Raw genomic sequence first — 14,897 nt, 5'->3', positions numbered from 1 at the left:
CGGCCGGGATTGCGGCCATGATGGCGCACCCATTGAACTCACTGGCTTCCCTTCGCTGGCATTATCCAGATCAGGTTCAGAGGGTGTTTCTCACCCGCGCATCGCGTTGCGACTTGCAGGACCCCTAGCGTGTGCCGCCTTGCGGCAGCGAGCGCAATTATACCTGTTGATCCGCCCGACAAGATGGCTTTTTCGGCATGCCAGTCACGGTGACCTGCCACAAGCGGCGCGCGGGTCGGCGTGGGACACTGAACCGTTGGCTTGCCTGCCATGATTGCCATTTCAATCAGACTGTTGCGATGGGGAGCCCAAAACAATATCACCAATTCTCCCGCTTGGCAGTGAGCACACGGCAGAAAACCAGATTTCCAAGTTAAAACAACAATTGTCGAAGTAACCAAACATCTTGATTGCTTGCTCTAACCGTTTCCCTATACACTTATTTTCTGGTCCCATGGGTAAGCCGGTCAGCAACGCCTGCGGCACCCTCGAAACGATCATTCCGGAGAACTGCCATGATGCACACCAAGCCTGAAATGTCCCCGATCGCCAACGCGGTCACATTGTTGTTGGCCAGCGTCGCCGCTGGCGTCGTCACGCATGCCTCGGCGGCGGCGGACACGACCCGCGTGATTGTCGCGTTCAAACCGGGCAAGGCTGCCATCGTGCGGGCAGCGGTGGCGGGCGCCCACGGTGCGGTCAAGCACGAGATTCACGGCATGGACGCGATGGCGATCGAGGTGCCGGCCCAGGCCCTGAAAGGCTTGCAGCATAATCCGAACGTCGACTACATCGAAGAAGACGTGCTGCGCAAGGCCTTCGCCCTGACCTCGGCGTCGACCGGCACGCCTTACGCGGCCGGCCAGCTGGTCCCGTACGGGATCAAGCTGGTGCAGGCCGACCTGCTGCCGGACACGAACGCCGCCAACCGCAAGGTGTGCATCATCGATTCCGGCTACGACCGCGCCCACGAAGACTTGAGCGCCAACAGCGTCGCCGGCGAATACGATGCCGGCACCGGCAACTGGTACACCGACGAAAACCATCACGGCACGCACGTGGCGGGCACCATCGCGGCCATCAACAACAGCGGCACCGGCGTGGTGGGCGTGAATCCCAACCGCCTGCTCAAGCTGCACATCGTGAAGGTGTTCGGCGCGGCTGGCTGGGCCTATTCCTCATCCCTGGCGACGGCCGCCAACAAGTGCGGCAGCGCCGGCGCCAACGTGATCAGCATGTCGCTCGGCGGCGCGCGCGCCAGCAAGACCGAACAGCGCGCCTTCGATGCGCTGGCCGCCAAGGGTGTGCTCAGCATCGCCGCCGCCGGCAACGATGGCAACACGGTGGTCTCCTACCCGGCCGGCTACGCCAGCGTGATGATGGTCGGCGCGCTGGACGAGAACAAGGCCTGGGCCAGCTTCTCGCAGTACAACAGCAAGGTCGAAATTTCCGGCCCTGGCGTGGGCGTGCTGTCGACCGTGCCGATGAACAGCGGCTCGACGCCATCGCTGACCGTGGGCGCCTCCGTGTATGCGCCGGGGGCGATGGATGGCTCGCCGCTGAAAACGGCTAGCGCGCCGCTGGCCGACTTTGGCCTGGGCGACAAGGTCAACGCCGCCGTCTCGGGCAAGGTGTGCCTGATCGCGCGCGGCACCATCGATTTCGCCACCAAGGTGGCCAACTGCCAGAACAGCGGCGGCGTGGGCGCGGTCGTGTACAACAACGTGGCCGGCGGCTTTAGCGGCACGGTCGGCACGGCCACGCTCATCCCGTCGGTATCGGCATCGAACACCGAGGGTGCGCAGCTCAAGACCCAGCTGGGCCAGAGCGCCACGGTGGCGGTCAAGCCGGCCAGCTACGCCTGGTTCGATGGCACGTCGATGGCGACCCCGCACGTGTCGGCGGTGGCGGCGCTGGTGTGGAGCTACTTCCCGACCTGCAGCGGCGCCCAGATCCGCAGCTCGCTCGGCAAGAGCGCGCTCGACCTGGGCACGGCGGGACGCGACACCAAGTATGGTTACGGCCTGGTGCAGGCCAAGGCCGCCTACGACCGCATCAAGTTGAAGGGTTGCGGGAATTGAACTGACGCACGATCTTGCGGAGATGGTACGCTGATAGACTTTTGTTTATCCGGGGCGCCTGGCGCCCCTACCATCCCGGGCAAGTATGACGAAAAAGATTTTACTGTTAAGCGTTTCCGCCGGCGCCGGCCATATGCGCGCGGCCGAAGCGATCCGCGCCCACGCGGCGCCAGGCTGCATCGACGCCACCCACCTGGACGTGATGGATTACGTGACGTCCGGCTTTCGCAAGCTGTACACCGAGTTCTATCTGAAGCTGGTCAACAAGGCGCCGGCGCTGTGGGGCTACCTGTACCAGGCCAGCAACGATGCGCGCCCGGACAGCACCATGCAGCAATTGCGGCGCGGCCTGGAACGCCTCAATACGCGCGCGCTGATGCAGGCTATCGAAGACGCCCGGCCGGACGCCATCGTCTGCACCCACTTCCTGCCGGCCGAGATCCTGGCGCGCGCGATCCGCAAGCGCGGTTTCACCACCCCGGTGTGGGTGCAGGTGACCGACTTCGACCTGCACCGCATGTGGGTGCACGAGAACATGGCCGGCTACTTCGCCGGCAACGAGGAAGTGGCGTACCGCATGCGGCGCTGCGGCATTGCGCCGGAACGCATCCACGTCACCGGGATTCCGATCATGCCGGCCTTCGGCCAGCTGCCTGAGCGCGCCGTGTGCGCGCGCGAATTCGGGCTCGATCCGGGCATCACCACCTTTTTGCTGATGGGCGGCGGCGCGGGCCTGGGCAGCCTGGAGACCGTGGCCGAACGCCTGCTGGGCCTTGAGGGCAGCTTCCAGCTGATCGTTTTGGCGGGGAAGAACGCCAAGGCGCTGGCGGCACTCAAGCTGCTCGAAGCGCGCTATCCGGGGCGCCTGCTGGCGCAGGGCTTTACCAATCACGTGGAGCGTCTGATGGCCTGCGCCGACCTGGTCATCACCAAGCCGGGCGGGCTGACAAGTTCGGAATGCCTGGCCATGGGCTTGCCGATGATCGTCAACTCGCCGATTCCGGGGCAGGAGGAGCGCAACGCCGATTACCTGCTCGAACAGGGCGTCGCGCTCAAGGCGGTCGATGGGCCGACGCTGGAATACCGCATCGCCCACCTGCTGGCGCATCCCGACCAGCTGGCCGCCATGGGCGAACGCGCGCGCGCGCTGGGCCGCCCGCATGCGGCCGGCGCTGTCCTGGCCCAGGTGCTGGGCCAGCCGGCATGAGCGCACGCGGACCGATTACCATGAACGCCACCAACCTGACCAACTCAGAAAAACGCCTCATGACCACGACCAGACTATTCTTGTACGCGGCGCTGTCCGCCGCCTGCGCCGGCGCTTACGCGGACCCCGGCATCGACACCGCCAAACTGACCGAGACGGTGGTCTCCCTCGCCGACGTCAGCAAGCCCGGCCAGCCCGGCAAGGCCTTCATGGCCGCCACCATCATCAACGCCCCCGTGCCGAAGCTGTGCGCGATGATCCAGGATTACGCGGCCTACCCGAGCTTCATGCCCAACGTCGAGAAGGTGGCGGTGCTGCGCAAGGATGACGCGGCGCAGGTCGACATGACGCTCAAGCTCCCGCTCGGGAAGGTCAAGAAATACCGCCTGCGCATGGAGCCGAAGGTGACCGCCTATCATTGCCAGCTGTCGTGGAAAATGCTGCCGTGGGAAGGTGTGAAGGCCGAGGAAGCGATCGCCGACACCACCGGTTTCTGGCTGCTGGCACCCCACGCCGCAGACAAAACCAAGACCGTCGTCAAGTACATGGTGTACACCGATCCGGGTCCGGTGCCGATGGGACTGGGCTGGATCGTCGACAGCATGAGCCGTGGCAGCATGCCCAAAACCCTGGAAGCGCTGCGCCAGCGCGCCGCGGCGCAATAACTGTCCGCGGCCAGGCCGGCCGGCCGGCATTCTGGGCTGCGGCTTGGCGGCAGTCCTCTATAATGTACGTTTTCGCAAAAATACACGACAAACCATGGAATTAGACAAATCTTTCGAGCCCGCCGACATTGAACGATACTGGCGCGCGGAGTGGGAAAAACGCGGCTACTTCGCCGCGACCACCGACGCCGGCAAGCCGTCGTTTTGCATCCAGCTGCCGCCGCCGAACGTCACCGGCACCCTGCACATGGGTCACGCGTTCAACCAGACCATCATGGATGGCCTGACCCGCTACTACCGCATGCGCGGCTTCAATACCGCCTGGGTCCCGGGCACCGACCACGCCGGCATCGCCACCCAGATCGTGGTGGAGCGCCAGCTCGATGCGCAGAAAATCTCGCGCCATGACCTGGGCCGCGAAAAATTCGTCGCAAAAGTCTGGGAATGGAAAGAAAAGTCGGGGAACATCATCACCGGCCAGATGCGCCGCATGGGAACCTCCCCCGACTGGGCGCGCGAATACTTCACGATGGACGAGCCGCGCTCGAAAGTCGTTACCGACGTCTTCGTGCGTTTGTTCGAGCAGGGCCTGATCTACCGTGGCAAGCGCCTGGTGAACTGGGACCCGAAACTGGGCACCGCCGTGTCGGACCTGGAAGTGGTATCGGAAGAAGAAGACGGCTCGATGTGGTACATCCGCTATCCGTTCGCGGACGGCAGCGGCCACCTCACGGTCGCCACCACCCGTCCTGAAACGCTGCTCGGCGACGTCGCCGTGGCGGTCGATCCGACCGACGAGCGCTATGAGGCGCTGGTGGGCAAGATGCTCAAGCTGCCGCTGACCGAGCGCGAAATCCCGATCATCGCCGACGAATACGTCGACAAGGCCTTCGGCACCGGCTGCGTGAAGATCACCCCGGCGCACGACCTGAATGACTATGCGGTCGGCCAGCGCCACAAGCTGCCGATGATCTGCGTGATGACGCTCGACGCCAAGATGAACGACGAAGCTCCGCAAGCCTACCGTGGCCTGGACCGTTTCGTGGCGCGCAAGAAGATCGTGGCCGACCTCGATGCGCAAGGGCTGCTGCAGGAAGTCAAGCCGCACAAGCTGATGGTGCCGCGCGGCGACCGCACCGGCGTGGTCATCGAACCGATGCTGACCGACCAGTGGTTCGTCGCCATGACCAAGCCGGCGCCGGAAGGCACGTTCTTCCCGGGTAAATCGATCGCCGAAGTCGCGCTCGACAAAGTCGCCCAGGGCGAGATCAAATTCGTGCCGGAGAACTGGAACACCACCTACAACCAGTGGCTCAACAACATCCAGGACTGGTGCATCTCGCGCCAGCTGTGGTGGGGCCACCAGATCCCGGCATGGTACGACGATGCCGGCAATATCTTTGTCGCCAAGACCGAGGAAGAAGCCAAGGCCAAGGCGCTGGCGGCCGGCGTGACGGCGCCGCTGCGCCGTGATGACGACGTGCTCGATACCTGGTTCTCGTCGGCGCTGGTGCCCTTCTCCACCATGGGCTGGCCGGAAGAGACGGTCGACCTGAAGACCTTCCTGCCATCGTCGGTGCTGGTGACGGGCTTCGACATCATCTTCTTCTGGGTTGCGCGCATGGTCATGATGACCGCGCACTTCACCGGCAAGGTGCCGTTCGAGACCGTGTACGTGCATGGCCTGGTGCGCGATTCGAGCGGGCAGAAGATGTCCAAGTCGAAGGGCAATACGCTCGATCCGATCGATCTGATCGACGGCATCGACGTGGAAGCATTGGTCGAGAAGCGCACCACCGGCTTGATGAATCCGCGCGACGCCGAAAAAATCGCCAAGGCCACGCGCAAGGAATTCCCCGAAGGGATCGCGGCCTATGGCACCGATGCGGTGCGCTTCACGATGGCCAGCTATGCCTCGCTGGGCCGCAACATCAATTTCGACCTGGGCCGCGCCGAAGGCTACCGCAACTTCAACAACAAGCTGTGGAACGCCACCCGCTTCGTGCTGATGAACACCCAGGACAAGGATTGCGGCGTGCCGGCCGATGCCGACCTGTCGCAGGGCGACCGCTGGATCTTGTCGACCATGCAGCGCGCCGAAATGGAAGTGGCCAAGGGCTTCGACGACTACCGCTTCGATAACATCGCCTCGGCCATCCACAAGTTCGTGTGGTACGACTACTGCGACTGGTACCTGGAAATGGCCAAGGTCCAGATCCAGCACGGCAGCGAAGGCCAGCAGCGCGCCACCCGCAACACGCTGCTGCGCGTGCTGGAAGTGATCCTGCGCCTGGCGCATCCGATCATCCCGTTCGTGACCGAAACGCTGTGGCAGACCGTCGCGCCGCTGGCGGGCAAGCAGCTCAACCCGGCCGGCGACTCGATCATGGTGCAGCCGTATCCGCAAGCTAATCCGGCGCTCATCGACGAGCGCGCGGAAGAGTGGATGGGCCAACTCAAGGCGCTGACCGATGGCACCCGTACCCTGCGCGGCGAGATGAAGCTGCCGGAGTCGATGCGCGTGCCGCTGATCGTGGAAGCGGCCGATGCCCCCGACCGCGCGCGCCTGGAAAGCTATGCGGCCTACGTGCAGACCCTGGGCAAGCTGTCGGAAGTGAACATCGTCGACACGCTGCCGGAATCGCCGGCGGCCGTGGCGGTGGTGGGCGCCACCAAGCTGATGCTCAAGGTCGAGATCGACGTGGCGGCGGAACGCGAGCGCATGGCGAAGGAAATCGCCCGCATCGAAGGCGAGATCGCCAAGGTGAACGGCAAGCTGGGTAACGAAAGCTTCGTCGCGCGCGCGCCTGCGGCGGTGGTGGCGCAGGAAAAAGAACGTCTGGTCAATTTCTCGGCCACGATAGAAAAACTGCGCGAGCAGCTGGCCAAGCTGCCGGCGGCGTAAGGCGCCGTGTAGCGCGCTTCAAGTCGCGCACCCCGTCTCCCCGCGCCAGCGCCACACCCGGCGCGGGGGGCATGTTCATGCGAGCGCCGCGCCAGCCGGCGCGTTCCTGATTCCTTCCGCTTCGTCGGCGTTCAGCGTCGGCCGATTCCCTGTTGCCCGATCCCGCGTGTGCGTGCACGAGCAGCATTTTTGACGCGCACAACAACATCATTCAACGGTCCACGCAGGCGGCAAACACCGTCTGCCGGGCCAGCGGCGTTGTCACGATGGATTTCCACGGACGCGCCGCGCACAACGATTTTTTAAGAAGAAGGAAGTACATGAAACATTCAGCCTGGGGCATCGCCCTGTCCTGCGTCCTCGTTGCCGGCTGCGGTGGCGGCTCGTCCGATAACAATACCGCGCCGGCCAAGCCCGTGGTGGTGCCGGCGGCACCCGCCTTCGCCGACTGCTACGAGCGTACGCCGGGCGTGAAATTCACGACGACCGACAAGTACACCCACATGATCGTCCAGGAGATGTTTGAAGGCGCGATGGCGTATGCCGACGTCTATCTGCGCGAGAACGGCACGCGCCTGGCCGCAGTCTACAATGCGTTCGACGGCAAGGTCTTCACGCCGCTGGGACTGACCCAGTACAATGAAGCCGGTGTGTACGAGGACAAATACGTCTATTCCAAAGAGGCGGCCCTGGTCTTGAACAAGGTACCGGGCCAGGCCATCGTATTGCACTTCACCGAGACAATTACCAGGGCCAACTCGCTCACCACCGAAGTCAAGACCGTCAACGATGAATTGACGTTCGCCGGATTCGAGACCATCACCGTGGCGGGCCGGATCTTTGCCAATACCTGCAAAATAACCGGGGCGTCCGATGTCCAGGGCCAGCTTGCCGTGGGGTGGATGGCGAAAGGCTTCGGCTGGATCCGCACCGAAGACCAGAGCGCCACGGGCACGCTGGTGGCCGGCACCCGCAACGAGATCGTCACGATCATCACGGCACCCTGAGTGCCGCAGGTAGCCCCCGGTCCCGGGGCTGCCTCATCCGGGGACGGTGCGCGCCGTGCCGGTCCCGGTAAAAGCCCTCACAAGCTGATACAAAGTTGTGGCTCCAGTGCAAAGCCAGTTTGCTACACTAGCAACGCTGGACAAACCAACAATACTGGAGACACCATGAAAGCACTGACAACAGCCACCCTGATCGCCGCGATGCTGGCCATGACGCCGGCCCTGGCACTGGCGCAGGAAACAGCGTCCCCGGTCGGCCTGTGGAAGAACATCGATGACGTGACCGGCAAGCCGAAGGCGCTGATCCGCATCAGCGACAACAATGGCGAAATCCAGGGCAAGCTCGAAAAACTGTTCCGCCCCGAGGGCACCGACCAGAATCCCAAGTGCACCAAGTGCGAAGGCGCCAACAAGGACCAGCCGATCCTCGGCATGACCTTCATGAGCGGCCTGAAAAAAGAAGGCGACGAGTACACCGGCGGCCAGATCCTCGACCCGGACAACGGCAAGGTCTACAAGAGCAAGCTGAAAGTCGTCGAAGGCGGCAAGAAGCTCAACGTGCGCGGCTACATGGGCATGCCGGTGTTCGGCCGTTCCCAGGTCTGGGTACGCGAAGAGTAATCGCCTTTCCCGCCTGTTGCGCGCGGCGTCGACCGGCATTGTTGCTGGTCGCTAATCCTAATAGTATTCAAAGCACAAGGTTGCCATGGAAGCCATGGCGACACTTTCATCACGTTAACTATCCACCGGACCTGACATGATCATCGACCATCTTGGCTTTGCAGTAAGCGACTATGAACAGAGCAAAATCTTTTTCGGCAAGGCGCTCGCGCCGCTGGGAATTTCCGTCATTATCGAAGTAAAAGGCTGGGCGGGCCTGGGTAAAAACGGCAAGCCCGAGTTCTGGTTCGGCCAGGGCGGCACGGTCCAGGGCCAGATGCACGTGGCTTTCGCGGCCGACAGCCGCGAACAGGTAGGGGTCTGAGGTGCAGTGGAACGGAAAACCGGGTTAAGAGCCAAACCTGTCAGGTTAAAGTCATAGACACCGATGCGAGCGCGTCAGGAAATGCCTGAATCGATCCTATCCTGACGCAATTTTGGCCGCTTGCCTGACGCCAAGTTGGAGCGTACTTCAGCCGGACACTGGCCAATCAGCGGCGGTAGCCCCACGATTGTGCTTAACCGGGTTTGTCGTTCCACTGCACCTCAGACCCCAGGTACGCCAGTTTTACGCGGCGGCGCTGGAAGCCGGCGCCAAGGATAACGGCGCGCCGGGGATCCGCGCGCACTATCATCCGGACTATTACGGCGCCTTCGTCATCGGCCCCGATGGCCACAATATTGAAGCGGTCTGCCACCAGGCCGAAGCGTAAAAGCCTGCTCCGCCCCATGAGGCGACGTCCCGCCGTATCGCAGCGCGAGCGCGAGATCGCGCGCCTTCGCGGCAAGCTCGAACGCGACAGTTATCCGCGCTTGCAGATGCTCCTGCTGGTCACGCTGACCGGCGCGGGGGGCTTTCTCGCATCGTTCCTGCTGCTGTTGGCCGGCCTGCAGTCCATGTGGCTGCGTTATCCGGCATCGATCGCCGTCGCCTATCTGGTCTTCCTTTTGCTGCTGTGGGTGTGGCTGCGCATGCGCGGCGGCGACATCGGCGATGGCGGCCTGTCCGACCTGCTACCGTCAGGGCGCGGTTCGGACCTATCCTACAGCGGCGAGGGCGGCAGCTTCGACGGCGGCGGCGCGAGCGCCAACTTCGATGCGCCCGGCGACGGAATCATGCCCGACATCGCCGACAGCGGCGCCGATGCGGCGCTCGACGCGGTCGGCAGCGCCGAAGAGCTGCTCATTCCGCTGGCGCTGCTCGCGGCCATCTGCGCCGCCCTTGGGGCAGCGCTCTTCATGATGTTCTCGCTGGTGTCGTCGGCGCCGCTGCTGTTCGCCGAGCTGCTGGTCGATGGGCTGCTCTCGGCCAGCCTGTATCGCCGCCTGCGGGGCCTGGACCGGGCTCACTGGATCGAGCCGGCCATCCGCCGCACCGGCTGGGCGTTCCTGGCCGCTGCGCTGACCATGGCCGTTGCCGGCGCGGGGCTGGCGCTGTACGCCCCCGGCGCGCATACCATGGGCGACGTCATCGCAAGCAAGCGCGCGCCGCGCTGACCCTACTGCGCGCCAATCGGAATGACCTTGCGCGGACCTTTGCGCTGCGCGGTCTGCTGCGCGATGCTGGCGCGGATCTCGGCCAACTGCTCGCCGCCGCGATACAGCAGGTTGTAGCTCTCGAACGGGATCATCTTCCCGTCCGGCAGCGCGAAATGGATGCATGATTTTTTCAGCGCGCGCACGTCGAGCGAATACGCGTCCATGAACTGCACGATCAGCACCCGGAAGACATTGTCGTAGCGCAGACCCGCCGGCGCGTCGATCAGCGGCAGGCAGCACATCAGCTCCGACAGGCAGTTGGCCTGCGACTCGGGCGAATGATTGGTCGAGAACAGTTTGAAGACATGCTCTTTCATGCTCTTTTTAAGCGTTTCGTCGCGCTCGAAGACGATGGTATTGCTGCTGCCTTCGACCAGCGTTTGCGGATCGAGGTAGCGCGTCAGCGGCACCACCTGGCCGGCCGTCTTGAGCGCATATGCCATGGCCAGCGTGTCCGGATTGCAGGGCACCGGAACGATATCCTGCAGCGTGAACAGGGACGTCTGTTCGGCGATCTTGCGCCGCACTTCGGACACCGTCAGGCGGTGCACGCGCGGGTCGTACTGCTCCACCCGGCCGGCATCCTGGATCGGCTGCAAGGTCACCCCGCGCACGCAGGGCTGGGTCAGCGCAAAGTCGATGATGGCGCCGATTTCGTCGTCGTTCAAGCCCTTCTTGAGCGTCACCACCAGCGTGGTCGACACGCCCGCCGCGTTCAGGTTGGCCAGCGCTTGCGCGCGGATGCGGGTCAGGTCGGCGCCACGCAGCACCTTGTGCACGGCAGCGCGCAGGGAATCGAACTGGAGGTACACCTCGATCCCCGGTGCATAGGTGGCCAGGCGCTGCGCGAACGCCGGGTCCTGGGCCAGCACGATGCCGTTGGTGTTGACCATCACGTGCTTGATGGGGCGCGCCTTGGCCGCGTCGAGGATGTCCCAGAAGCGCGGGTGCAGGGTCGGTTCGCCGCCCGAGAGCTGCATCACATCCGCCTCGCCTTCGTTGGCCACCACCGCGTCGAGCATCTTGAGGATGTCCTCGAAGCTTTTGTGCAGCTCGCGGTGGGTGCCGCTTTCGGCATAACACACGGGGCAGTTCAGATTGCAGTTGTCAGTGATTTCAACGATCGACAGGCAGGAGTGCTGCATGTGATCGGGACACAGGCCGCAATCGTAAGGGCAGCCGTACTGCATCGGCGTATTGAAGGTCTGCGGCATTTCCGGATGCTTGACGAAGACTTCGCGGCACAGGCGGTAGTAATCGACATCGTCGCTGACCAGCACGCGTTCGGCGCCGTGCGCGCTGCACCACTTGTCCATGAAGACATCGCTGCCCTTGAAGATGATCTTGGCCTCGACCGGATGCAGGCAGGTCGAGCACACCGAGGTGGTGGTGTCGTAAAACAGATAGGGACGGATTTTCCGGCTCATGGTTCAATCGCTTTTAGTGGTGCCGGCCCGCCGAGCTGCCTGGCGAGGAAGGGAAGATAACAGAGCAGCGCGGCCAGGCAGACCAGCTGCACCCCGCCCAGGCCCGCGCCGTAATCGTAGCGCAGCGGCTTGATGGCATCGATGGCGAAGCGCCAGGCCAGGTAGCCGGACAAGAACAGTTTGAACATCAGGCCCGGTTTGTCGTGCCAGCGTGCGCGCAGCGCCAGCAGCAGGCCGCCCCACGCGAGCACGAAGGCGATGTCATACAGCTGGGTGGGATGGCGATCGGCGCCGTCGCCGAAATCGACGCCCCATGGCAGCGTGGTGGCCTTGCCGTAGGTGCCATCGTTCAGGCCCGCGAGAAAACAGCCAATGCGCCCGACGCCGATCCCCACCATCAGCGGCAGCACGAACTGGTCGCCGGTGGAGTGGCGCTGGCCGGTCAATTTCTTGGCCATTTCCACGCCCAGCAAGCCGCCCAGCAGGCCGCCGACAATCGACTGCCCCGACATCCAGACCGTCACGTTGCCCGCATGCGCGGCCCATAGGTGGGGATACTCGATCCAGAACACCAGCTTGTTGCCGATGGCGGCGCCGAGAATACAGCCGATCACGACGGCGTAGCCACTGTTGCTGAGGATGCCGCTGGCGCCGCTGCGCGCGCGCTGGCGCCGGTACAGCTGCACGCCGATGGCGATGGCGGCCCACTCGAACAGCAGATGAACCACATGGGCGGCGCCGGGAGAGAGGAACTGCACGCTCATTGCCCGGGCGGCGTTGACGCCCGAGGCGCGCCAAGCTTCCTCATCCGGCGGAAGATTCCCCAGGCGATCAAGCTCGCAATCGCCAGGCCGATGGAACCATACACCAGCAATTCGATCGATCCTGTTTTCTCTTCGGTGTACGTGCCAAGAATCAGCCCGAGCACGCCACACGCGCCACAGCCGACCATGACGGCCAGCGCAATCAACAGGCCAATAGTGCGCAGGAAGATCATCATTGCCTCACGAAACAGGCCGACCGCGTGCAGGAAGTTCATCGGTGCCTCACGAGAAGGATACGGTCATGAGGGTGTCGACCGGCTGCTCACTCGCGGGACGAGGCGAACGCTTTACGCAGTTTGCTGCCGAGGAACCAGGCAAGCGCGCCGCAGATGGCCAGACCGGCCAGACCAAGAACGAAACCGATATTGAACCGGTTGGCCAGATCAGCGCCGGGCTGGATACCAATCACCACCCCGAACACCCCGCACAGGCCAAAGCCGACCATGGCAACGGCGGCGAACAGAAGGCCAAGGATACGTAACAGCTGCATGTTTACCTTTGCGCGTGGTTTTTTCGTCAAGCCCTGGCGTCATTGTACGCGGGTTCAGGGGCGTTTGGCGTGGCGGGCCAGGTGACGGTCGAGCTGGTTGGCGAAGTTCTGGCGGTCGGCCTGGCTGAAGGGCGCAGGCCCGCCGGTGTCGACGCCGCTGCCGCGCAATTCATCCATGAAGGTGCGCATGGTGAGCATCTGGGCGATGTTGTCGTTGGTGTAGAACTCGCCGCGCGGATTGAGCGCGAAGCCGCCCTTGATCAGCACATCGGCGGCCAGCGGTATGTCGCCCGTCACCACCAGGTCGCCCGGCGCCAGCAGGCGCACGATTTCGGCGTCGGCCACGTCGGCGCCGGACGGCACTTGCAGCGCGCGCACGAAGCGCGATGGCGGTACCCGCATCAGCTGGTTGGCGACCAGGGTCACGTTCAGTTGCAGGCGCTCGGCCACGCGGTACAGGATGTCTTTGATGACGACCGGACAGGCATCGGCATCGACCCAGATTTGCATCATTGTCACTTCTTTCTTGGCGGGTGATCGGTGTGTGGGCGAAGTATAACGCCATGGCTGGCGCGTCCCGGCATCATGTGTTATCTTTCGACAAGCTTCATAAATATCAGGCAATTTCTGCCGATTGAAACTTTGCCGGATGCCAACTGGGTCCGATGCATCATGCGGAGTCCCGATGCTACTTTTACAAGTGCTCGCCTTTCTGGTAGGCATGGCGTCATTGTTCGCCACCTCGTTTACCTTGCTGCCGCCGACGCAGCTGCACCCGTTTGCCGGCGACGCGACCTTGCTGCTCATGTGTGGGGGGATTATTGGCTTCGCGGGCGGGTACTTTTTCTTTGCCATCGGCGGCGCGCGCATCCAGCGCTCGGCGTGGCGGCGCCCACTGGCGGCCGTGATCGTGCTGGTCCAGCTGCTTGCGGGCAGCGCCATGGTGTATCAGTATCCCGATCCGGCCGTGCTGGGGGTGATGGGACCGCTGCTGTGCTTCTCGGTCTATATGTTTGCCTGTTTCGTGTGGCCGGCCACGCGCAGCCGGACCTATCGTCCGCTGCGCCGGCGCGAGCGGTCGGACGAGCTCGATCCACGCAAGTAATCAAGCTTGAAGCACGGTAATTCGACGTGCATACTTTGCACTCCACAACTTCCTCACGCCTGCCGGTCATGAAAAATCATCATCTCGCGGCGGCGCTCTGCGTCGCCCTGGCCGCTGCGCTGTACTTTGCCATGCCATCGAAGGAATACTCAGCCGGCTTTGCGCTGCTCGGCATGTTCTTCGCGATGGCTACTTGGTCGACATCTGCAAGGCCGAATTCGATGAGCGCCACGCCCTCCAGATTACAGAGCGATTCGGACCTTACATTTTGCCTGAAAATTGAATTGGACATCGAGGAACATGAGTTCTTCGACATGATGCATCGCGTACTCGTTGGTAGTGAGCGCACCGGTGGGTATATAAAGTAATCAGGAAATGCCATGACACTCGCTCTGAATACATTCAGAGATACTGACAAGGCCAAGTCGGGGCCGAACGCCTGGCAATACTACACCTACGATCTTGATGTCTTTCCAGTTGAAGAGGTTGACCTGGAAAACCAGAGAAACCTCGCCAGAGAATTGATCTCTCTTGCGGAGAAATTGAATGGTACTGTCGATATCCTTGCGGAGTTTGATATGTAAGTCCATTTTTTCACCCTGAAATTTCCGGATCACCATAATCGCTTTGGAAATAAATCCACAACCGGAAACAGCTTGCTAATAACACATGAAATATAGCTATCTAAATAATATTTCAGAAAAGGCGACATGAGAAATTTTAAAGAATTCTCCCTCGATCGGGCAGTTATAGAATACCTGCCTAATGAGATCGGCGATTCGTATTACGCAGCTGATGCCAACGGGAGAATTATCGTCCGAAAATTCCCTTCGACAATAATAGCTCAGGCTTATGTGGAAATGCTATTTTCCTTCAAAGACTGGATCGATGCACGAGCAGACGTCCGTGCGGTCGTGGATTTAGTGCTTCCAACAGAGATTGGCATCGATTTTATCCAGCGCGAGCATAGGCTGTACAGGTTCCGTA

17 protein-coding genes, 1 pseudogene and 1 riboswitch are annotated in these 14,897 nt (G+C 62.6%); of the genes and pseudogenes, 13 read left to right on the top strand and 5 right to left on the bottom strand.

Annotated features, from left to right (window positions below; genetic code table 11):
- Positions 1-30: 30 nt before the first annotated feature.
- A riboswitch (TPP riboswitch) is annotated at positions 31-136 on the bottom strand.
- Positions 137-515: 379 nt separating this feature from the next.
- From PO883_RS03905 to PO883_RS03865, 9 genes and pseudogenes are all read left to right on the top strand, one after another.
- Positions 516-2,081 carry a S8 family serine peptidase gene (locus tag PO883_RS03905; protein WP_289308567.1) on the top strand — a complete coding sequence of 522 codons (1,566 nt, stop codon included), beginning with the start codon at positions 516-518 and terminating at the stop codon, positions 2,079-2,081.
- Between the two features lie 85 nt (positions 2,082-2,166).
- The gene (locus PO883_RS03900) at positions 2,167-3,288 is read left to right on the top strand and encodes a glycosyltransferase (RefSeq protein WP_289308566.1); all 1,122 of its coding nucleotides are present in this window, start codon (positions 2,167-2,169) and stop codon (positions 3,286-3,288) included.
- Entirely contained in the window at positions 3,285-3,953 is a 669-nt protein-coding gene (locus PO883_RS03895; RefSeq protein WP_289308565.1) for an SRPBCC family protein, read from the top strand. Before PO883_RS03900 ends, PO883_RS03895 begins: the two co-directional genes overlap by 4 nt.
- 94 nt (positions 3,954-4,047) lie before the next feature.
- Positions 4,048-6,858, top strand: coding sequence for a valine--tRNA ligase (locus PO883_RS03890; protein WP_289308564.1), 2,811 nt, complete (start codon positions 4,048-4,050; stop codon positions 6,856-6,858).
- Positions 6,859-7,178: 320 nt separating this feature from the next.
- Positions 7,179-7,865: a hypothetical protein gene (locus PO883_RS03885; RefSeq protein WP_289308563.1), complete on the top strand. Its 687-nt coding sequence runs from the start codon at positions 7,179-7,181 to the stop codon at positions 7,863-7,865.
- A gap of 165 nt (positions 7,866-8,030) precedes the next feature.
- Positions 8,031-8,486 (top strand): DUF2147 domain-containing protein, encoded by a 456-nt coding sequence (locus tag PO883_RS03880; RefSeq protein WP_167091944.1) that lies wholly within the window; start codon positions 8,031-8,033, stop codon positions 8,484-8,486.
- Between the two features lie 136 nt (positions 8,487-8,622).
- A complete protein-coding gene (locus PO883_RS03875; RefSeq protein WP_289308562.1) occupies positions 8,623-8,850 on the top strand; it encodes a hypothetical protein in 228 nt (75 codons plus the stop codon).
- A 223-nt stretch (positions 8,851-9,073) separates the two neighbouring features.
- Positions 9,074-9,238 (top strand): annotated as a pseudogene (locus PO883_RS03870) (VOC family protein); the annotation flags it as partial.
- 16 nt (positions 9,239-9,254) lie between these two features.
- Positions 9,255-10,022: a hypothetical protein gene (locus PO883_RS03865; protein ID WP_289308561.1), complete on the top strand. Its 768-nt coding sequence runs from the start codon at positions 9,255-9,257 to the stop codon at positions 10,020-10,022.
- 2 nt (positions 10,023-10,024) lie between these two features.
- Here PO883_RS03865 and PO883_RS03860 read toward each other — a convergent pair whose 3' ends face one another.
- From PO883_RS03860 to PO883_RS03840, 5 genes are read right to left on the bottom strand one after another with little or no spacing between them, the layout of a single operon-like run.
- Positions 10,025-11,491: a radical SAM protein gene (locus PO883_RS03860; protein WP_289308560.1), complete on the bottom strand. Its 1,467-nt coding sequence runs from the start codon at positions 11,489-11,491 to the stop codon at positions 10,025-10,027.
- Positions 11,488-12,255, bottom strand: coding sequence for a prolipoprotein diacylglyceryl transferase (locus PO883_RS03855; RefSeq protein WP_289308559.1), 768 nt, complete (start codon positions 12,253-12,255; stop codon positions 11,488-11,490). Before PO883_RS03855 ends, PO883_RS03860 begins: the two co-directional genes overlap by 4 nt.
- Complete coding sequence (locus tag PO883_RS03850) at positions 12,252-12,530, bottom strand: hypothetical protein (protein WP_289308558.1); 279 nt, start codon at positions 12,528-12,530, stop codon at positions 12,252-12,254. Before PO883_RS03850 ends, PO883_RS03855 begins: the two co-directional genes overlap by 4 nt.
- 47 nt (positions 12,531-12,577) lie before the next feature.
- Complete coding sequence (locus PO883_RS03845) at positions 12,578-12,805, bottom strand: hypothetical protein (protein WP_167091958.1); 228 nt, start codon at positions 12,803-12,805, stop codon at positions 12,578-12,580.
- A gap of 54 nt (positions 12,806-12,859) precedes the next feature.
- A complete protein-coding gene (locus PO883_RS03840) occupies positions 12,860-13,315 on the bottom strand; it encodes a YaiI/YqxD family protein (protein ID WP_289308752.1) in 456 nt (151 codons plus the stop codon).
- Between the two features lie 175 nt (positions 13,316-13,490).
- On the opposite strand from PO883_RS03840, the gene PO883_RS03835 reads away from it, so the two are divergent.
- The 4 genes from PO883_RS03835 to PO883_RS03820 form a co-directional block, all read left to right on the top strand.
- Complete coding sequence (locus PO883_RS03835; RefSeq protein ID WP_289308557.1) at positions 13,491-13,910, top strand: hypothetical protein; 420 nt, start codon at positions 13,491-13,493, stop codon at positions 13,908-13,910.
- 68 nt (positions 13,911-13,978) lie between these two features.
- Positions 13,979-14,278: a hypothetical protein gene (locus PO883_RS03830; protein ID WP_289308556.1), complete on the top strand. Its 300-nt coding sequence runs from the start codon at positions 13,979-13,981 to the stop codon at positions 14,276-14,278.
- Positions 14,279-14,290: 12 nt separating this feature from the next.
- Positions 14,291-14,494, top strand: a complete 204-nt coding sequence (locus PO883_RS03825) for a hypothetical protein (protein ID WP_289308555.1) — start codon at positions 14,291-14,293, stop codon at positions 14,492-14,494.
- Between the two features lie 126 nt (positions 14,495-14,620).
- On the top strand, positions 14,621-14,897 hold a 277-nt coding region (locus PO883_RS03820; protein WP_289308554.1), incomplete at its 3' end, for a hypothetical protein.

Source organism: Massilia sp. DJPM01, assembly GCF_030348125.1.
Classification (GTDB): domain Bacteria; phylum Pseudomonadota; class Gammaproteobacteria; order Burkholderiales; family Burkholderiaceae_D; genus Telluria_A; species Telluria_A frigida.
The sequence above is the reverse complement of the archived record's forward strand: the minus strand, read 5'-3'. Positions and strand labels throughout refer to the sequence as shown.